The organism is uncultured Aquimarina sp. (genome assembly GCF_947492405.1).
Classification (GTDB): Bacteria; Bacteroidota; Bacteroidia; order Flavobacteriales; family Flavobacteriaceae; genus Aquimarina.
Window position 1 is genome coordinate 412119 of sequence record NZ_CANLMP010000004.1, and the last position, 19732, is coordinate 431850.

The 19732-nt window shown below is 33.7% G+C and carries 17 protein-coding genes; 7 read left to right on the forward strand and 10 right to left on the reverse strand.

Annotation, left to right across the window (positions count from 1 at the left end):
* The first annotated feature begins 11 nt into the window (after nt 1-11).
* From Q0829_RS16465 to Q0829_RS16485, 5 genes are all read left to right on the forward strand, one after another.
* On the forward strand, nt 12-977 hold the full coding sequence (locus tag Q0829_RS16465) for a hypothetical protein (RefSeq protein WP_298545168.1): 966 nt from the start codon (nt 12-14) through the stop codon (nt 975-977).
* 9 nt (nt 978-986) lie between these two features.
* Nucleotides 987-1322 carry a preprotein translocase subunit SecG gene (gene secG, locus Q0829_RS16470; protein WP_298545169.1) on the forward strand — a complete coding sequence of 112 codons (336 nt, stop codon included), beginning with the start codon at nt 987-989 and terminating at the stop codon, nt 1320-1322.
* Nucleotides 1323-1469: 147 nt separating this feature from the next.
* Nucleotides 1470-1745, forward strand: coding sequence for a co-chaperone GroES (locus Q0829_RS16475; protein ID WP_219007873.1), 276 nt, complete (start codon nt 1470-1472; stop codon nt 1743-1745).
* Between the two features lie 35 nt (nt 1746-1780).
* Nucleotides 1781-3418 (forward strand): chaperonin GroEL, encoded by a 1638-nt coding sequence (gene groL, locus Q0829_RS16480; RefSeq protein WP_298545174.1) that lies wholly within the window; start codon nt 1781-1783, stop codon nt 3416-3418.
* Nucleotides 3419-3655: 237 nt separating this feature from the next.
* A complete protein-coding gene (locus tag Q0829_RS16485) occupies nt 3656-4429 on the forward strand; it encodes a hypothetical protein (RefSeq protein WP_298545176.1) in 774 nt (257 codons plus the stop codon).
* A gap of 12 nt (nt 4430-4441) precedes the next feature.
* Here Q0829_RS16485 and Q0829_RS16490 read toward each other — a convergent pair whose 3' ends face one another.
* Both Q0829_RS16490 and Q0829_RS16495 read right to left on the reverse strand, forming a co-directional pair.
* Entirely contained in the window at nt 4442-5305 is an 864-nt protein-coding gene (locus tag Q0829_RS16490) for an alpha/beta hydrolase (RefSeq protein WP_298545178.1), read from the reverse strand.
* An 18-nt stretch (nt 5306-5323) separates the two neighbouring features.
* Complete coding sequence (locus tag Q0829_RS16495) at nt 5324-6835, reverse strand: helix-turn-helix domain-containing protein (RefSeq protein WP_298545181.1); 1512 nt, start codon at nt 6833-6835, stop codon at nt 5324-5326.
* A 180-nt stretch (nt 6836-7015) separates the two neighbouring features.
* On the opposite strand from Q0829_RS16495, the gene aceB reads away from it, so the two are divergent.
* The gene (gene aceB / locus Q0829_RS16500) at nt 7016-8614 is read left to right on the forward strand and encodes a malate synthase A (protein ID WP_298545183.1); all 1599 of its coding nucleotides are present in this window, start codon (nt 7016-7018) and stop codon (nt 8612-8614) included.
* Between the two features lie 166 nt (nt 8615-8780).
* Here the strand turns inward: aceB and Q0829_RS16505 are convergent, their stop codons facing one another.
* The 8 genes from Q0829_RS16505 to Q0829_RS16540 all read right to left on the reverse strand — a co-directional run bounded on the left by Q0829_RS16505 (nt 8781) and on the right by Q0829_RS16540 (nt 19186).
* Complete coding sequence (locus Q0829_RS16505) at nt 8781-9539, reverse strand: M15 family metallopeptidase (RefSeq protein WP_298545186.1); 759 nt, start codon at nt 9537-9539, stop codon at nt 8781-8783.
* Between the two features lie 230 nt (nt 9540-9769).
* Nucleotides 9770-11491 carry an efflux RND transporter periplasmic adaptor subunit gene (locus tag Q0829_RS16510; protein ID WP_298545188.1) on the reverse strand — a complete coding sequence of 574 codons (1722 nt, stop codon included), beginning with the start codon at nt 11489-11491 and terminating at the stop codon, nt 9770-9772.
* 5 nt (nt 11492-11496) lie between these two features.
* Nucleotides 11497-12195, reverse strand: coding sequence for a PepSY domain-containing protein (locus Q0829_RS16515; RefSeq protein WP_298545190.1), 699 nt, complete (start codon nt 12193-12195; stop codon nt 11497-11499).
* A gap of 15 nt (nt 12196-12210) precedes the next feature.
* Nucleotides 12211-12933 carry a MauE/DoxX family redox-associated membrane protein gene (locus Q0829_RS16520; RefSeq protein ID WP_298545192.1) on the reverse strand — a complete coding sequence of 241 codons (723 nt, stop codon included), beginning with the start codon at nt 12931-12933 and terminating at the stop codon, nt 12211-12213.
* Nucleotides 12930-13493 carry a DUF3347 domain-containing protein gene (locus Q0829_RS16525; protein ID WP_298545195.1) on the reverse strand — a complete coding sequence of 188 codons (564 nt, stop codon included), beginning with the start codon at nt 13491-13493 and terminating at the stop codon, nt 12930-12932. The genes Q0829_RS16520 and Q0829_RS16525 overlap by 4 nt, the downstream gene beginning before the upstream one ends.
* Before the next feature lie 79 nt (nt 13494-13572).
* Complete coding sequence (locus tag Q0829_RS16530) at nt 13573-14841, reverse strand: TolC family protein (RefSeq protein WP_298545197.1); 1269 nt, start codon at nt 14839-14841, stop codon at nt 13573-13575.
* A 77-nt stretch (nt 14842-14918) separates the two neighbouring features.
* A complete protein-coding gene (locus Q0829_RS16535; RefSeq protein ID WP_298545198.1) occupies nt 14919-18599 on the reverse strand; it encodes an efflux RND transporter permease subunit in 3681 nt (1226 codons plus the stop codon).
* A 122-nt stretch (nt 18600-18721) separates the two neighbouring features.
* The gene (locus tag Q0829_RS16540) at nt 18722-19186 is read right to left on the reverse strand and encodes a hypothetical protein (RefSeq protein ID WP_298545200.1); all 465 of its coding nucleotides are present in this window, start codon (nt 19184-19186) and stop codon (nt 18722-18724) included.
* A 90-nt stretch (nt 19187-19276) separates the two neighbouring features.
* On the opposite strand from Q0829_RS16540, the gene Q0829_RS16545 reads away from it, so the two are divergent.
* Nucleotides 19277-19732 carry a GAF domain-containing protein gene (locus tag Q0829_RS16545; protein WP_298545202.1) on the forward strand — a complete coding sequence of 152 codons (456 nt, stop codon included), beginning with the start codon at nt 19277-19279 and terminating at the stop codon, nt 19730-19732.

Here is a 19732-nt window from a genome sequence, read left to right on the forward strand (position 1 = left end):
CATTATTTTTTTTGAATACTAAAGAACTTACATATCTATTTCAAAAACCTTCTTCTATCAATAAGGAGCAAACGGAAAATCTGGAAAGAATCATTCGAGAGTTTCCATATTTTCAATCTGTAAGAGCTTTGATACTAAAAGGCTTAAAAGATGATGAAAGCTTTAGATACAATCAAGAGTTAAAAACCACAGCCGCACATACTACAGATAGAGGCGTTTTATTTGATTTTATTACATCTAAACTCTTTGATAAAGATATCGAAGATCCTGTAACATCAAAGAAAAGCAAAACAGATATAGACGTAGTAGATGCACAAGAAGTGAAAGTACTTTCTAGAATTTCATTAGATGATGCGGTATCCATGAAAATAGAAGAGGCAGAAGAAGTACTTGATCCTGCTCTGTTTTCATCTAAAGAAGAAGACTCTTCGAGAAATATTACTATCGCCGAAACTATAATTGAACAATCCGAAAAAACTAATTCTACTGAAGTATCGAAGTCTACTGAAGACCTCGAAAAAGAGCTAGAAGTTGACAAACCTCTTGATTTTAATAAAAAAGAAGCACACTCTTTCGCCGAATGGCTAAAACTTTCATCCTTACAACCTATAAATCGAAACACTGAAGAAGAAGAAAAAGAAAGTATTAAGGATGAAAACCGGGAAATTACAAAAGAAACTCAAACTGAAAAGCAATCAGATCAAAGGCATAAATTTAATTTAATTGATGAGTTTATAGCCAGTAACCCGAAGATTAAACCTGCTGAAAAAAACGCCCCTACACGCAACTTAGCCGATAAACATATGGTTGCTCCAGATGAGTTAATGACAGAAACTTTAGCCAGAGTATATTTAGCTCAAAAAAAGTATAAAAAGGCAATTCAAGCATATAAAATATTAATTTTGAAAAATCCCGAAAAAAGTGGTTTCTTTGCAGACCAAATTCGAGCGATAAAAAAATTACAAGAAAATAAATAACAATATATAATGACAACGTTTTCAATCTTTTTAATATTAATCGTAATCGTATCATTTTTACTGGTTGTAGTAATCATGGTTCAGAATCCTAAAGGAGGAGGTTTATCATCTTCTTTTGGTGGCGGTGGAACACAGCAATTAGGTGGTGTGAAAAAAACTACAGATTTCCTAGATAAAAGTACTTGGGCATTAGCTACTTTGCTACTAGCACTGATTCTTTTATCTAATGTAGATCTTATGGATGCAACATCAAATCAAGATCCTACAGTGGACACTAATGATGTACAACAAATCGATACACCTGTAACACCAGAACCAACAACAGATGACACGCCACAAGATTAATTCTTGTAGAACAAAAAATAAAATGCCGACTTGTCATACAGTCGGCATTTTTTATTTCAATTTGTCAGTATCACACCACTGGCATAATTTCTGAAATGCATAGCATCAAATAATTCATTTTAATTTTAAAATATAAAACTAATTATAATGGGAGTAAATATTAAACCTCTTTCAGATCGTGTGGTTATTGAACCACTTCCAGCTGAAACGCAAACAGCTTCAGGATTATACATCCCTGATTCAGCACAAGAAAAGCAACAAAAAGGTAAGGTAGCTGCAGTAGGTAGCGGTAAGAAGGATCACGAAATGACTGTTAAAGTTGGTGATACTGTTCTTTATGGTAAGTATTCCGGCACTGAATTAAAATTAGATGGAAAAGACTATTTAATTATGCGTGAGGATGATATCCTAGCGATTGTTTAAAAAACTGAATCAAAAAACACAAATTAAAAAATATTATGGCTAAAGACATAAAATTTGACATAGAAGCACGTGACGGAATCAAACGCGGTGTGGACGCATTAGCAAATGCAGTAAAAGTAACTCTAGGACCTAAAGGTCGTAATGTAATTATTAGTAAATCATTTGGAGCACCTCAAGTAACCAAAGATGGTGTTTCTGTAGCCAAAGAAGTAGAATTAGAAGATGCTCTTGAAAATATGGGAGCACAAATGGTAAAAGAAGTTGCTTCTAAAACTAATGATCTTGCTGGAGACGGTACTACTACAGCTACTGTATTAGCACAGGCTATCGTAAAAGAAGGTCTTAAAAATGTAGCAGCAGGTGCCAATCCAATGGATCTTAAACGTGGTATTGACAAAGCTGTTCTTGCTATTACTGAGGATTTAGAAAAGCAAACCAAAGAAGTTGGAAGTTCTTCTGATAAAATCAAACAAGTTGCAGCAATTTCTGCTAATAATGATGAAACAATTGGAGATCTAATTGCTAAAGCTTTTGGTAAAGTAGGAAAAGAAGGAGTTATTACTGTAGAAGAAGCTAAAGGAACTGATACGCACGTAGATGTCGTAGAAGGAATGCAGTTTGACCGAGGATACCTTTCTCCATACTTCGTTACCAATAGCGAAAAAATGACTGCAGATCTAGAGAGTCCATACATTTTATTGTTTGACAAAAAGATCTCTGCAATGAAAGATTTATTACCTGTACTTGAGCCTGTTGCTCAAACAGGAAAACCTCTTTTAATTATTGCAGAAGATGTAGATGGAGAAGCATTAGCAACACTTGTAGTAAATAAACTGCGTGGTGCATTAAAAATTGCTGCTGTAAAAGCTCCAGGTTTTGGAGACAGACGTAAAGCTATGCTAGAAGATATCGCCATCTTAACTGGAGGTACTGTTATCTCTGAAGAGCGTGGATTTACTTTAGAAAACACTACTATAGAACACCTAGGTACTGCAGAAAAAGTTGCTATCGATAAAGATAACACTACTGTTGTTAATGGAGCTGGCGGAGAAGATTTAATCAAAAACAGAGTAAATCAGATCAAATCACAGATCGAAACCACTACTTCTGATTATGACAGAGAAAAGTTACAGGAACGTTTAGCTAAACTAGCTGGTGGTGTTGCTGTACTATATGTTGGTGCTGCTTCTGAAGTAGAAATGAAAGAAAAGAAAGACCGTGTAGATGATGCACTTCACGCTACTCGTGCAGCAGTAGAAGAAGGTATCGTTGCTGGTGGTGGTGTAGCATTAGTAAGAGCTAAATCTGTACTAGAAAAAGTAAAAACCGAAAATGCAGACGAAGCTACTGGTGTACAAATTGTGAATCGTGCTGTAGAAGCTCCGCTAAGAACTATTGTAGAAAATGCAGGTGGAGAGGGTTCTGTAGTAATCTCTAAAGTACTAGAAGGAAAAGGTGATTTTGGATATGACGCTAAATCAGAAGATTATGTAGACATGCTAAAAGCTGGTATCATAGATCCTAAGAAAGTGACTCGTATCGCCTTAGAAAATGCAGCTTCTGTTTCAGGAATGATCCTAACTACAGAGTGTGCTTTAATAGACATTAAAGAAGACGCTCCTGCTGGAGGTGGAATGCCACCAATGGGCGGAGGAATGCCTGGAATGATGTAACGGTGAGCCACCGCAGGCTATTTATTTAGCTTGTTTGTGGGTTGCACGACGACAGCGAAGTTATTTAGCAAATTCATTAAGAATAAAATCATTGCTAAAAAAGATAAAACCCCGTTTCGAGAATTCGAAACGGGGTTTGTAATTAATAATAGCCTCAGTACAGCATGATACAATCCTCTTCTAAAAACTGTATCTTTGAACTAATAAAAATAACCAACTTTAACTTTTAATAGCAGCATGCCTAGTTTATATGATGACTTATTTGAGGATAATGAAAAGAAAAACAAGCCTACTGATCACAAACCTGAACCTATAAACTTAGACAATGATCGTTTTCAAGAAACAGGAAAAGAATCCCTAGATGAGATACTAACACTAATTAAACAATTTAGTTCAAAAGCAGAACCATTTTCTCAATTACTTACACGCACAAGAGCAATCGATCACGAAGTAGAAAAAGGAATACTTGATTTTTTCCTGATTGCAAAAGATAAACATGATCAAGGAACTTTAGCTAAAGAGCGCAAATATTATGGTATGCTTCAGACTAAGTTTGAAGCAATCATTCCTTTAATGAGAGATCTGGGAAGCATACATCTAGAAACCATTAAACAGTTTAATCGCGATATTGACAAAGATTATTATTCTATTGAAAAGACCGATAAGCAGATACAATCAGATAAAGAAATAGCCATTAATCACATTAATATCCAACGAAAAATTCTTGCAGATGCAGCGACAAGCTTAGCAATTTTAGAAGAAGCTTTGAGCAATACAGAAAATCGGCTACGTACATATATTGATGCAGGAGGAATCAATAACATCTCGAGTTCTGAATGCGAAATTTTAGCACAAAAACGAATTTCCCTAACCAGTGGGCAACTACATCAATTTGATTATTCATTTTTTAAAATGAATCTACTAGACAAAACAGCTATCGCGATGGGCGTGTACTTAAAAGAAACCACATCACAATATTTAGATAAATTAAGCACTGTATTTATTAGATAGCCTATTCAAAAGTTATTCGTTGATAAGCTCAAGAAGTTTTTCAACTATAACTTTAGAGTAATCTTCTTGCAAAAAATGAGAACCCTTAGTTTGTATAACTTTTTCAATCCTTAAAGCATCTTTAATCGGAACACCATATTTTTCGTAAGTAAGTCCTTTATCGTTCATACCCCAAATTAGTTGTTTCGGAACATTAAGATTTTTTAATGATGATATATATAAATTTTCCTTTTCTGCAGTAGGTTCAAAACCTCTCATTATTTTTAGAAAAGACTTTGCATTATCTTTTCCCTTTAAAAATTGTAGATACGCTTTAGCCACTTCAATTCCAAAAACTTCTTTTTTATGAATCCCTCTAAGATGCATCAACTTTTGCAATAAAAAGGGAGTCGTTGTGGCTACAAATAATTCCCCAATCCCGAGCAAAGGGAAGAATCCCATTGGAAAAGGCTTCCTAAATTTCGGTAAGTTGACCAAAAGTGTATTCAAAATGGTTACTGATAAAATTCGGTCTTGCATTTTAGAGATCACCTCACAACCAACAGGACCTCCAATATCATGAAGCACTATATGAAATTTCTTTAGACCCAACTTTTCAATAACCTCTACGGACCAGTTCCCAAGACCGGTCCAACTATAATTATAATCAGTTGGTCTTTCAGACAAACCAGTTCCCACTAAATCAAAAGAAATGCCTCTTACTCCACTTATGGAAATAGTATTGATAATTTTTCTATACAAAAACGATGATGCAGGAACACCATGGAAGAAAACAATGGGAACCCCTTCTCCTTTATCAAAAACAAAAGCTTTTGTATCAGATAGTTGTATATAGTTCCCCTGTTTTTTATGTTGTTCAAAGAGAGACTTATTCATGTCTTGTTGGTAATAAGATTATGAATACTCCTTAACAATATCCGCTACTAACTGAGAAGTTCTTTTATACTTTTCTTTTGCCAATAATCGCTTAGGTGGTGCTTTTCTAACTTCGCAATCCATAATAGAACAAGATTCGCAAGTAACACCAACTTTTACTTTTGGTATTTTAGAATCATTTACAAAATTGATCTTTTTTTCCAAAGCTGATGAAATCAAAAATCCAATTCCTATACTGCGATAATAATCATTTCTAAACGGATCCTTAGTTGCCGATGTAAACACCAGGTATTGTTGATCTGTATCCGCATAATCAGAAATCTGAATATCAAAAGAATAGGGTATATCTTCATTCGCAGTTCGCTGTAATGTCTTAATAGCCATCCATCTTCTGCAATAATGTTCATTTATTTCATTGGCATGGGGTTGTTGTTGGTGTGTGATATGCAACTCCTTCACCAAATTAAATCGCTCTATTCCTTTTTTATGTGTAAATCTTAAAAAGAATACATTCTGCATCCCAAAATCCTTCGGTAAAATATTTGTAAGACGTTGATAAAAGGACTCCGGAGAAGCATTATACAACTTCATTATTTTATGAAAAGCTTTCTCAGAAAATCGTTTCTCGCTAAAGAGATCTTTCAGATGCTCTTTCAGATGGTTTCTTGGTATAATTAAAGCACCCGCAAAATAAGATGCGTAAAAATTATGTAAAACCTCTTCAAAATTATCATAGCGTATCCAAGTAAAAGTATAAGGTCTCTGTTTAGTTTCCATATACTGATACCCCAATTCCTTTGCATAAATGAATGTTTTCTGAGGTTCATCTACTCTATCGGATAAAAGCAGCGTTTTTGTTGATGGAACAAATACAGATCTTAAATTATCAAGTTCTTCGTGATGTGGTATTCCAGCTGTATTAATAGTATATCCATATTCCTCGATCAAAATCTCTTCTAATTCTGCAGCAGTTATATTACCCGACAAATCTAGTTGATAGGAGTTTGCAAAACGTATAGCAGTATCTTCAAGATCCTTGAAAAAGTTGTTATGCGCCTCTTGATACGATCGTAAAGAAGCTAAATAAAACCCTTCTCTACTCATATTGTAATGCTGAGCAATCTCTATAATCGTACTGATAAATGCATTTACCTTAGAAGGTGCATTTGCAATGATATCGATAAGATCACTTTGTTGTATTCCAAAGAGTTCGAGTGGGATTTCATCAAGGATTCCCGATTGCAGAATCTCACCAATTGGAGCTAGGTTTTTGTCTAGTTTTAAAGAAACTAAACTATCATATGGAACCTCTAAAGTTTCTGCAAGCTTAATAATTTTATCAGTTTTAGGATACTTTTTTCCTTTTTCTATCTCATTCAAATACGACTTAGACAAACCACTTAGCTTGGATAATCCAAAAAGAGACAAATCCTTATCTGTTCGTATCTGCTTGATTTTCAGACCGAAAATCAATCTAATATATTCTTCTGCTATTGCCATAAAACCAAAAGTAGCAATTTCTGCGAACATTTTCAAAAACAAAAAATTCACATTTAGCGAACGTTCGCTTGTTTTATAAAAAACTTTTTTTTAATATTGTTCACTCAAACGATATAGTTATGGAAGCCCATAATGGGCATTTAGGAAAAAATTACTATTGGAAGGCAATTCAAAAGGTCGGATTAACTAACTATTTTAAACTTTAAAACGATGGAGATTCAAACAAACCTAAATCAAAAAATTAGCTTTACGAAAGAGGTGAAAAATTATCATCCAGAGATTCTTACGGATGGTGCTTTAGCTTTTCTCGAAGCGTTGCACAATCGTTTTGACGCAAGACGGTTGACACTTTTAAGAAACAGGGAACAACAGCAACAGCTGTTTGATCTGGAAACCTATCCATCATTTCCTGAAAACACTAAAGAGATTCGCAACAGCGAATGGTCAGCAGCTCCAATTCCTGCGGATCTTCAGGATCGCAGAGTCGAGATCACTGGTCCTGTCGATAGAAAAATGGTCATTAATGCATTAAATTCTGGTGCAAAGACGTTTATGGCAGATTTTGAAGACAGCAATGCTCCTTTATGGGAAAACTGCCTACAAGGACAAAAAAACCTTACGGATGCTGTCAATAAAACTATTTCGTTCTACAATCCTAAAAAGGATAAAACGTACCAACTTAATGAAGAAGTAGCTACATTAATTGTACGTCCAAGAGGGTTACACCTTAACGAAAAGCACCTTTTAATTGAGGAAGAAGAGATCAGTGCTTCCTTATTTGATTTTGCACTATATGTATTTCATAACAATGAACAATTAAAAGAAAATGGAACTGCTCCTTATTATTACATACCAAAATTAGAACATTTTACAGAAGCTATATGGTGGAATGATGTAATTGATTTCTCTGAAGAGTACTTAGGCATCGAACATGCCACTATTAAGGTGACTGTGCTAGTTGAGACTATTACCGCAAGTTTCCAATTAGATGAAATTATCTATGCATTAAAAGAACATATTGTGGGGCTTAATTGTGGAAGATGGGATTATATCTTTAGTTACATTAAAAAACTAAGAAACCATAAAGGATTTGTAGTTCCAGATCGTGATCAGGTAACAATGACTAGTCCTTTTATGGATGCATATAGTAAACGTGTAATCCAAAGATGTCATAAGCGAAATATTCTAGCTATAGGTGGTATGGCTGCTCAGATTCCAATAAAAGGTGATGAAGAACGTAATAAACTTGCCTTTGCAAAAGTAAAAGCAGACAAAGAGCGTGAAGTAAAGAATGGTCACGATGGCACTTGGGTAGCTCACCCTGGATTAGTACCATTAGCAATGCATGTTTTTGATATGCACATGCAAGAGCCTAATCAATTAGATGTAAAAAGAAGTGACGTTGTCGTAACAGAAGAAAATCTTCTCGAAATCCCTCAAGGAACCATTACTGAAAGTGGAATTCGAAAAAACATCAATGTAGGAATTCACTATATCGCCACTTGGTTAGGAGGAAATGGTGCAGTTGCCTTATATGATCTTATGGAAGATGCTGCAACTGCCGAAATTAGTAGAACTCAGATCTGGCAATGGCTTAAGAATGAGGTTAAAATGGATAATGGTTTAACTCTTAATGAAAATATGTTTCATATGCTTTTTGAGGATGAACTGAAAACTGTTGAAAAACAGGCAGGAAAAGCTCTTTTCGAAAGCAAAAATTATCAGAATGCTATTCAGGTTTTCTATAACTTAGTTACTTCTGAAGAGTTTGATGAATTTTTAACAACACTAGCTTATAAATATTTATAAACAAACACAGAAACAATTCTAATTTTTTCCGATTTTATAATTGTGCTCTTACAGCATTCACAAATTGTGAATGCTGTTTTTTTTATAAAAAAACAAACCGATTATTGGTCAAAAGATACTTTTATCAATTTAACCAATAGATGATAAAAAAATCATCGAATAAAAACTAACTACACTTCCACCTAAAATCAGAAATTTTAAACTTTTTGCTCTTAAAGTTATAATGCCACCATTCAGTTCTTATGATAGAGAATCCATGCTTTTCCATAATTTCTCTAAGTAATTTACGATTAGCTATGACCTTATCCGATAGTTCTTTATAGGAATGATGTGCTTCTTTTCCGAAATGATCAAAATCAGTCCCCATATCCAATTGATTCCCTTCTAAATCTGTAAGTGTAATATCTACCGCAGCACCTTTATTATGAATAGACCCTCCTTTTGGGTTTGCTACGTAACCTGGATTCGGAAAGATTTTCCACATTTTTTTCTGCACACTATGAGGTCGGTAACAATCAAACAGTTTTATCCGATACCCCTTTTTAATGAAATCCTTATTTGCCTTAATTAGTGCTTTTGCCACCACACCTCTCACATAACACTTAGCACAAGAATACACGGCCTTTTTTAAAAAATTATCTTTTGTAGCATATTTCATGTCTAAGACGAAATAGTTTGACAACTTTTCTATGTTTACAAATTCATCATCCTTTATCTGATTTTTACTAACCGCTTGATTGTCGTGTCTATCCAAGGAGTCCTGCCATTTCTGCATGTGCTTTTCCACCTTTTCTGCACGCAACTGAATGGATTTAGATTTCTCTAGCAAAGCCAATGTACTTGCACTAGTCATTGTAGCTACTGAAGTTTCCTTACAAGAAAAAAGTAAGGCTAAAAATGTAATAAAAAGTAGTTTTTTTACCATATCCCTTTCGTTTCTGATTACATTTATTAGAATAGCTTAAGCATAATAAAAAGTGTCCATACGGTTTTTTTCTCCACAAAAAAATACCATACAGCTCTAGCTATAGTAATCTATTAAAAAACGTAATCCAATATTTCCCTATATTAAAGATACGTTCTTTTAGTTTACAATTAATAAAAAAAGTTAATATTTTAACATTTACAATAATAAATTTGTTAATGAAATAAATATTAATTTTTGTCTAAAGTATCAATTATACTGCCACAAGTAAGCATTTGGTCTCCAAAATACGGGTTTCTAATTTCTTCTTCTTTGCTTAACCAAATAGCTCCTTTATTACTATCTGCCATAGGGCATTTTTGGATATAGATTGTATCTGAAAGGTTATCAAAATTTTTAACTAATGCTTCCAAACTTTCGTTGAGCATTACAAAATACTCTCGTTGATCTTTTAAATTTTCTTTATTGATCATTCCTTCTAGCTTTTGAATAATCACATCAACATAATCTAATTCTGTTTTCCGTAATTCAGAAGTATTTATGGTTTTTAACCCTCTTAACATCTGTTCCGAAAACAGAGAAGCGTTATTAGCATCACTTGCTACTAATGCATTTTTTAAAAGAAAATATGTAGATAAATTAGTAATAAACTCTTTTTGAAAACTACTAGATAAATACATTTTGCCAATTCTTTCTCCATTATTAATCGTATCTGTCATCTTATTCCGCTTCATCATGGATTTTTTTCCTTGTAATTGAGCGGCAGCATCTACTGTAAAAGTTCCATTAGTTACGATTTCTTCTCCTTTTTTAAGCCCATCAAGAATCAAATAAGAATCTCCTTTAGCATCACCAAGAGTTACTTCTCTCATCTCAAAAACTGGCTGATCAGATTGCATCTTAACATATACAACTGAGCGTTCTCCAGTCCATAGTATACTACTTTTGGGAACTATAATAGTAGTATCCAATTCTGTATTAATAACTGAAATAATTCCCTCAACAAACATTCCGGGTTTAAAAATTGAATTATTATTTTTTAATACTGTTCGTACGGTAATTGTTCTTGTAGTCGTATTTAAAATTGGATCTATAAATGAAATTGTAGCATCAAAACTTTTATTAGGATATGCATTTGTTGTGACTTTGATATTTTGCCCTTTCTTTATCAATCCAATTTGATTTTCATAAACATCAAAAGAAGCCCATACAGTACTTAGGTTTGTCATTCTATAGAGTATTTGCCCTCTATCTATATGATTTCCTTCCTCTACCATTTTTTGAGAAACTACTCCTGAAACGTGAGAATATATGGTAAAAGTCTCTTTAATTTCTTCAGAAGATTCTATCTTATTGATTTGCTTTTCGGAAAGTTTTCTAAGTTTTAATTTATTTCTAACTGCTTTATACAATTCCGGCTGGTCTTTTTTAAGTTTTGCAGCTGTTAATAATTCTTGCTGAGCGGCAACTAACTCAGGTGAATAAATGGTAGCAATTGCCTGCCCTTTATATACCTGCTCTCCTACTGAATTTACAAAAAGTTGTTCTATACGACCTGAAAAATGAGTTACTTGAGCTGTATTGGCTTCTTCATTTTCTTTGATTTTACCAGAAAGTTTTAAATCTTCAGAATTCTTAATAGCTCCTCCTACAATAGAAGTTTGGATATTGGCTAAAGCCATAGCGTTTTCGGTCATCTTAAATTGATCTATACTTAGCCCAGAATTGTTAGTTTCAGTTGGTATTAAATCCATACCACATATTGGACAATCTCCTTGTTCTGATTTCTTAATCTGTGGATGCATAGAGCAGGTCCAAGTCTGATCGAAAACTTCCTCACTATGATCGTGTGCTACATCAGCTTCTGTACTAACATTTCTTCCAAAAACAAAATACCCTAACAATAGTCCTGTTAATAATGCAATACCGATATATACAACGTTCTTCTTCATCTTACTCATCTTTTAAAAAATTTTCTAAGTGTCGGTGAGGAAATATACCAAAGCACAAAACCACTAAGCACCGTTATCAATCCAAGCAAAGAAAAGACTCTTAGTACGATTGTATTAAAATCATCTCTTCCTTCATAATCCATAGTATGTGTCATCCATAAAAAATCAAACCATCTCCAAGATTGATGACGAACTCGCTGAAAAGATCCATCTGTAGCCGAAATATATGCCTTCACATTTTCTGGATGGTCATAATTAATCACATAAGCCGGTAAAGCTCTTCCTCTGTATTCATGATGTTTTCCAACTTCTGTTATATAATCAACATACAAAACCTGCAAATCTTCTAATATATACTCTGAGGCTACGGTCAACGCTTCCTCTTCAGAAATTTTAGACTTCACAGCACCAGATTGCGCATGCACTAAAACACTATCATTAATCCAATAGTATGGCTCGCTTGCAATCGTTCTTAATTCCAAAGAAGAAATATCAAACTTTGATGAAACTACATCTAACCTGGATAAATCATTATGAACGGTCGGCTTTACTTCTTTCTTAAACTGATCCCCATGTATTTCATCAATATCGGTCCAACTGAAATATAAACCACTAATAGTCCACATCAGGAATTGTATTCCTAAAAATATACCGAGATAGCGATGTGCTTTTCTGATAACTATTGCTGTTTTTCTTTTAACCATTATTGTGTGTTTTTCTTAAGAATATATCTTTATAAGCATTGATATAGCCATTATTAGCATAATTGTATTTTCTATAAAAGTAGCTTTGGTCATTGGTAATTTAAGAGCTGTTCCTAAACACGCACATTGGATACTTTTTTTATCAACCAATACTTTGGTAACGCCTATAGTTGTAATACCTAATATCAGAACAGTTACACCTAAAGCAATGTTAATCTTAAAACGCATTAAAAACATAAGTCCTAATCCAACTTCTATAAAAGGATAGACCCAACCATAGATTGGCAATACTTTTGCCAAGGGATCATACATCTTGAAGGATTCTGGAAAGCCTTTTAAATCAAGAAGTTTAAAAAAGCTAAATACTACATAAAATAACCCCATAAAATCCAGCATAAAATTATCAGCATGCCAAGTGTTGTAATTAATTAAAAACGAAGCGATTGTGATATATCCAAAAATCAAGAAAAGCGGATACAGTTGTTGTAATTCACTTTTCTCTTTTGAAATTTGGTCATTACCAATAGGGTTATCTCCTTTTTCCGTAATTGTATATTTATCCGGTACTGCTTTTTTGAAAACTTCAATGCTCAACTGCTCTTTAGACACGACAATGGCTTCTTTGTTTTCGAGATTTACGGTTGCACTTGTAACTTCCGGAATTGCATTTAATATATTTTCTACACCGGATCTGCAACCTTGGCAAGTCATTCCTTCTATATGATATTTCTTTTTCATTTTATCGTTTGGTTCACACTACCACATTTCAACATTTTATTTCCATAATAAGGATTACGAACTTCTTTAGAGTCAGACAACCAATACCCTCCATTACCTTCGAAAGCCATTGGACAGAACTGCTTATAGACCTCTCCAGAAGTAATATCTGCGGAGCTAATCAGTTTTTCGGTTTCTGCAGTAAGAGTAACAAAAAAATCTCTTTGTTTTTTAACCTCTTTAGTAAGTGAAATCAGCTTTGCGGTCGCCTTTAATTGTTTAGTTTCTTCGGCATCTGTAATAAGTTCATCCAGTTTTTTTGCTTCCTGACGTACAACTTGATAATCAGAGTTTACTAAACCTCTTTTTATCATCAAATATTGATTGTATATTTTATCAATATTTTCATCAGTAAAAACAACTTCACTTCTAGAATCTGTGATATTGAGATCTACATCACTTATACTGATAGTCTCTTCTTTTGTTGGAACGGACTTTACTTGCTCCTTTTTATCTTTTCCACAAGATACTATTGATAATAGTATTGCTAGGGCTGTAATTTTAAAAATTGTTTTATTCATCATATTCATTTTTTTGCGTTCTTCATTTTATATTTCATAATACTTAGACAGGTTTGGTGTGATATTGGCTTGTTGTTTATTATCTCAAATAATTTAAAATTGCAGTTTGCATAAAATACATTGCAATAGCTTGAATTTTTTTGTTTTCAAAAGCCAGTACCATTTGCTGAATATCCAATATCTCTTCAAAATTTAATTGAGCGGTTTGGTATTGAGACAATAGTATCTTCTCTGCTTGCTTTGCTTGTTCTATATTTTTCTGTTGTGTATCATAATTAATTCGAGCGGTAATCCTATTGTTTATAGCCTTCTCCATGAGGTTTTCCAGATTATTCTGAGAAGCTTCTCTTTTCTGAAACACTTCTTCTTTTTGAAGTTCATATTGTTTAGAACGAGATTTATGTTTTTTAGAAAAAAGTGGTACCGAAAGAGAGACCATAGGCATAATAATATCTTTACCGTTATCAGAGAAACTTACATCAGGACGTTCCTGAACAATTACATAATCCAGTCCTAAACCAATAGATGGTAACGCTTCTTTAGCATTCACATTCTCTTTTTTGTCCAGCAAATCGTTCAGGTGATCATAGGTAATTAATTCAGGGTGATAGGTGATGTCATCCAACATCATGGTTGGCTCTTCTTCGGGAATAAATAAATTATCAGGAACAGCTAAAGGATCAAAACCATCTCTATGCAATAATTGATTCAAAGCTGTTTCTGCAGTAAGAATTTCTCCTTTTAGAATTTCCTTTTGATTTTCAAGATTGTTTTTTGCGATATTCAACTTTAAAACATCTACGGTAGAAGCTCTATTATTTTCTACTTCTTTAAGTGCAATCTCAATATATGTATCTAATAATATATCTTGTTCATCCAATACATTCTGACTGGCTTTAAGCTCATATAGTTTATAATAGGTTTGCTCCACTTGTAGCGTGATCTTTCTTTTTGCGATTTCTAATTCATTTTTATGTACATCACTTTCTGTGGACGCCGTTTCTTTTCTTGCTTTTATAGTACCAAACCATGGGATATTCTGTTGGGCTGTAAACTTAGCTTTTTGCGCACCTGTTCTAGTTTCTGGTTCACTGATGAAATATCCTGTACCGATCTTAGTGTTAGGTAAGCTTCCTGCTTCATTTACTTTTTCGATACTAGCATCTAATCCATTCTGATATGCTTTGAGTTCTGGATTATTTTCTTTTGCCTCTTTTATATATTCCTGTAAGGTTTGACCGCTTAAAAAAAGAGAAGAGAATAAAGAAAAGAGAATAAAAATATTTCTCCTAATGCTTCCAAATTCTTGATTTACAAATTTTTCAAACCAAATCATTTTTATTTTCATATCACTATACATTTCACCTATTTTCCTTATTCTTTGTTCTTTTATCTTTATTTGATATTCTTTAAAAGTTTTTTAGCTTATAACTTTTCATTTTTTAAAATAATCTCTTCCCTCCAACTAAATAATACAGGCACCACAAACAATGTGATCAGGGCAATTAGCATTCCTCCAAAACTAGGTATTGCCATGGGTATCATAATATCACTTCCTCTTCCGGTCGATGTTAATATAGGTAACAACGCCAGAATTGTAGTAGCTGTAGTCATTAGACAAGGACGTATTCTTTTTACACCTGCCTCTACAACTGAGGTCCTGATTCCTTTTAATGTTTTTGGTTTATTTCTTTTAAAAGTTTGTGATAAATAGGTAGCCATAACAACTCCATCATCTGTAGCAATACCAAATAATGCTATGAATCCTACCCAAACGGCTACACTTAGGTTTATTTTATGTATTTGGAATAAATCTCTCAAATTCTCTCCAAAGAAACTAATATTTAAAAACCAATCTTGTCCATACAACCAAATCATCAAAAATCCACCTGCAAAAGCTACCGCAATTCCGGTAAAAACCATCAAAGATGTAGTCACTGATTTAAACTGAAAATACAATATCAAAAAAATAATAAGTAACGCAAAAGGAACGACTAAGGAGAGTGTTTTCTCAGCTCGTAATTGATTCTCATAGGTACCAGTAAATTGATAATTGATTCCTTTAGGAACTCTTAATTCTCCAGCATCTATATTCTCTTTGATCAATTTCTGAGCATTTTCTACTACATCAACTTCTGCATAATTATCTAATTTATCAAACAACACATACCCCACAAGAAATGTATCTTCACTTTTTATCACTTGTGGCCCTTGTTCGTATCTAATTGTTACCAATTCACTTAGAGGAATTGGATTTCCTTGTGCTACAGGAATATAAATATTCTTAATATCCTCTGGATTAGAACGCAACTCACGAGGGTATCGTACCCTTATTCCGTATCGCTCCCTTCCTTCAACGGTTTCTGTCAGTGTCATCCCTCCTAGAGCTACTTCTAGTATTTGTTGAACTTTTTCGATGGAAACTCCATAACGTGCAATACGATCGCGATCAATATCAATCAATAAATAAGGTTTCCCTACAATTCTATCCGCAAAAACAGCTTCAGATTTAACCCCTTCTACTTGCTTTAAAACACCTTCTAATTGTATCCCGAAAGCTTCAATAGACGCCAAATCTTGTCCTTTTACCTTGATCCCCATTGGAGCTCTCATTCCGGTTTGAAGCATAATTAGCCTGGTCTCTATAGGTTGTAATTTTGGAGCAGAGGTTACTCCTGGTAGTCTGGTAACTCTTACTATTTCTTTCCAAATATCATTGGGAGATTTAATATCAGACCGCCAATTTCTATAATACTCACCATCTTTGTCAGGAATTAATTGATTTTTCCTAGCTTTAGCATCAGAAACAAAATTTCCATCCTTCAACTGGAATAATCCATTATTGTTCGTCTTAAAACGTTGACGTTCACCTTTATCATTTAAGATGTATTCTGGTTTATAAAGGATGATATTTTCATACATGGATAATGGAGCAGGATCCAATGCAGATGCTGTTCTTCCTGCTTTACCGACAACAGTTTCTATCTCTGGAATAGTAGCTACGGCCATATCCAACTGCTGTAATACTCTTTTATTTTCCTCAACTCCAGCATGTGGTAGTGAAGTGGGCATCAATAGAAAAGAACCCTCATTAAGGGATGGCATAAATTCCTTTCCTGTATTTTGGAAAATAAACACACCACAAATTACTATTCCTATAGGTAATGACATAAATAACAATTTATGATCAAGTGCCCAGTTTAAAATGATAACATAATATCTTCTGAATAAAGAAAATATTCCTAACAATCCAAAACATATACATCCTACAAAGATCAAATTCCAAAAAATACTTTTATCAACTCCCAAAGGTCTCCAATACTCTGCAAGCAGAAAAACAATAGTTATTGCAGAGATTATAATATTAATTAGATTTACTTTCTTCATAGAAAGTTTATTAGTACGTTGTAAAATTCTGGAAGCACCAAATGCAATAAGAATAAGACCTAATAAAATACCATAGGAAATCGCTATCACTCCAGCTACTATCAGTGTACTATTGATTGTATAACTTATTGTTTTTTTAACAGATCGTTTTTTAAATAAATATGCAGCAAAAGGAGGTATTAAAAACAAGGCTACAATAATAGATGCTGTTAATGCCATAGTCTTAGTAAATGCTAATGGACGAAAAAGTTTCCCCTCAGCCCCAATCATCGTAAAAACGGGAACAAAACTTATGATAGTCGTTAAAACAGCTGTTAGAATAGCTCCAGAAACCTCTGCGGTAGCATTATATACCACCGTGTTAACAGGCAACTCTTCATTGTTTTCATCAAGATGTCGTATGATATTTTCTGAAAGTATAACGCCTACATCAACCATAGTACCAATAGCAATGGCAATACCAGATAGTGCTACTATGTTCGCATCTACTCCAAACATTTTCATGGCTATAAAAACCATCAAAACTGCTACTGGTAATAATCCAGAAATTAAAATAGAAGCTCGAAGATTAAAAACCATAATAACAATCACCAAAATAGTAATCAATATCTCTAGAGTTAACGCTTCTTTTAACGTTCCTAAGGTTTCCTGAATCAATTCAGTTCTATCGTAAAAAGGAACTATTGTTAACTGAGAAGTACGGCCATCCTTAAGAATTTTAGAAGGTAATCCTGAACTCAGTTCATTGATTTTATCCTTTACATTGGCGATCACTTCCATTGGGTTTGCTCCATATCGAGCGACTACCACTCCACCTACAACCTCCGCCCCTTCTTTATCCAAAATACCACGTCGGGCTGCTGGTCCTAGAGAGACTTTTGCAATATCTTTTATCCTAATCGTAGTATACTCTTCGGCGCCTACAGTGGCATTTTCTATATCAGCAATGGATTTAACATATCCTAAACCACGAACTAGGTACTCCGTCTGATTAATCTCCAGAGTTTGAGCTCCGATATCACGATTACTCTCTTTTACTGCTTGTACAACTTGATGCAACCCAATATTGTATTGCTTCATTAATTCAGGGTTTACATCTACCTGGTATTCCTGAACATATCCTCCAATCGATGCTACTTCTGAAACTCCACTGGCTGAGGATAAACCATATTTAACATAATAATCCTGAATACTTCTTAACTCATTCAGATCCCAACCACCAGTCACTTTTCCGTTTTCATCACGACCTTCTAGTGTATACCAGAATATTTGACCCAAGCCTGTAGCATCTGGTCCCAATGATGGTGTTATTCCATTAGGCAGTAATCCATTGGGTAATGAATTTAGTTTTTCCAGGATGCGACTACGACTCCAATAGAACTCTACATCTTCTTCAAAAATGATATAAATACTAGAAAACCCAAACATAGAGGAACTACGAATAGTTTTCACTCCCGGAACTCCTAATAACGATGTAGTAAGCGGGTAAGTAATTTGATCTTCAATATCCTGAGGAGACCTTCCTGACCATTTCGTAAAAACTATTTGTTGATTTTCTCCAATATCTGGAATTGCATCGACCGCTACAGGGTGATTCGGTAAGAAAAACAGATCTGATTGAAAAGGCGAATGAATAAGACCCCAACCTATTAAAACCATTAGCAATAAAACTGCTATGAATTTGTTTTCGATTAAAAATTTAATGCTTTTATTGAGCATATATAGTAAGATTTAGTCAACTATTAATTGAAACCAGTTGCATTCTTTCTAATAGAAACAACATTTCTATGACACAAATAACCAAATGGATCATTTTTGTCAATTAAAAATTATAAACTAAATCAAATCAAAAAAGTCTCATAAAGAATGAGGATATCTGTAACCCGTTCGGGTGGAGAATATTCCTTAGAAATCAAATGCTTTTCTTCTGGCAGAGAAAAGAGATTCATATAAGAATGTACGTAGGATATGATGAATACTTGTTGAGAAAAATCTACTTGATCAAAAGAAACTTTAAGTTCATCCTGTCCTTCCAGCACAATGATCTCGTCTTTGCAGCACGATTTTTTATTCGTTTGCATGTTTTGATTATCAGAATGTCTCATCATTTTCATCCCACAATCTTTGGCTTTGGAAAATACCGCAACATCAACCAAGAAACGTCCACAGTAATGCTTTTCTACAGTAAATGAGAATGTAGAGAGCAATACCAAACAAGTTAATAATGTTGCTGTTATTTTCTGAAAACCTTTTTTCATGTATAAGCAAAAATACGTAATATTTACAGAATCGCTATTTTTTTGCATTTTCCTTAGAATTTTTTAACAAAACAATACCATTCTAAAAAACCCACACTTTTAAATATTTTAAATACTTTTGCCGGAAAATTGTAAGGAATGCTATTTGAAAATTTAAAACCCAAGGTTGTTGACATACTTAAAAATGAAGACAATCCTGTTACTGATAGATTACATCAAATTTGTCAATTGCTTAATGATACTATTGAATACTACGATTGGGTTGGTTTTTATTTCAAAAATGGTGATAAAGAAGAGCTAAAACTAAGAACATACGTTGGTGAGGAAACTGATCATATTATCATACCATTTGGAAAAGGGATTTGCGGTCAGGTCGCAGTTTCTAATGAGAACTTCATAGTCCCTGATGTTCAGGCTCAGGACAATTATATCGCTTGTAGTTTTACTGTAAAATCCGAAATTGTTATTCCACTATTTAAAGATGGAGAGAATATCGGACAAATAGATATTGACTCTGAAACTCCTGATCCATTTACAGAAAAAGATGAAAGGTTTCTTGAATTTGTAAACCAAGAGGTTGCTAAGATTTTATAG

Excerpts from the sequence above, each read along its gene's own strand:
- secG (WP_298545169.1), top strand. The coding sequence starts at position 987 with ATGACAACGTTTTCAATCTTTTTAATATTAATCGTAATCGTATCATTT.
- Q0829_RS16475 (WP_219007873.1), top strand. The coding sequence starts at position 1,470 with ATGGGAGTAAATATTAAACCTCTTTCAGATCGTGTGGTTATTGAACCA.
- groL (WP_298545174.1), top strand. The coding sequence starts at position 1,781 with ATGGCTAAAGACATAAAATTTGACATAGAAGCACGTGACGGAATCAAA.
- Q0829_RS16485 (WP_298545176.1), top strand. The coding sequence starts at position 3,656 with ATGCCTAGTTTATATGATGACTTATTTGAGGATAATGAAAAGAAAAAC.
- Q0829_RS16490 (WP_298545178.1), bottom strand. The coding sequence starts at position 5,305 with ATGAATAAGTCTCTCTTTGAACAACATAAAAAACAGGGGAACTATATA.
- Q0829_RS16495 (WP_298545181.1), bottom strand. The coding sequence starts at position 6,835 with ATGTTCGCAGAAATTGCTACTTTTGGTTTTATGGCAATAGCAGAAGAA.
- aceB (WP_298545183.1), top strand. The coding sequence starts at position 7,016 with ATGGAGATTCAAACAAACCTAAATCAAAAAATTAGCTTTACGAAAGAG.
- Q0829_RS16505 (WP_298545186.1), bottom strand. The coding sequence starts at position 9,539 with ATGGTAAAAAAACTACTTTTTATTACATTTTTAGCCTTACTTTTTTCT.
- Q0829_RS16510 (WP_298545188.1), bottom strand. The coding sequence starts at position 11,491 with ATGAAGAAGAACGTTGTATATATCGGTATTGCATTATTAACAGGACTA.
- Q0829_RS16515 (WP_298545190.1), bottom strand. The coding sequence starts at position 12,195 with ATGGTTAAAAGAAAAACAGCAATAGTTATCAGAAAAGCACATCGCTAT.
- Q0829_RS16520 (WP_298545192.1), bottom strand. The coding sequence starts at position 12,933 with ATGAAAAAGAAATATCATATAGAAGGAATGACTTGCCAAGGTTGCAGA.
- Q0829_RS16525 (WP_298545195.1), bottom strand. The coding sequence starts at position 13,493 with ATGAATAAAACAATTTTTAAAATTACAGCCCTAGCAATACTATTATCA.
- Q0829_RS16530 (WP_298545197.1), bottom strand. The coding sequence starts at position 14,841 with ATGAAAATAAAAATGATTTGGTTTGAAAAATTTGTAAATCAAGAATTT.
- Q0829_RS16535 (WP_298545198.1), bottom strand. The coding sequence starts at position 18,599 with ATGCTCAATAAAAGCATTAAATTTTTAATCGAAAACAAATTCATAGCA.
- Q0829_RS16540 (WP_298545200.1), bottom strand. The coding sequence starts at position 19,186 with ATGCAAAAAAATAGCGATTCTGTAAATATTACGTATTTTTGCTTATAC.
- Q0829_RS16545 (WP_298545202.1), top strand. The coding sequence starts at position 19,277 with ATGCTATTTGAAAATTTAAAACCCAAGGTTGTTGACATACTTAAAAAT.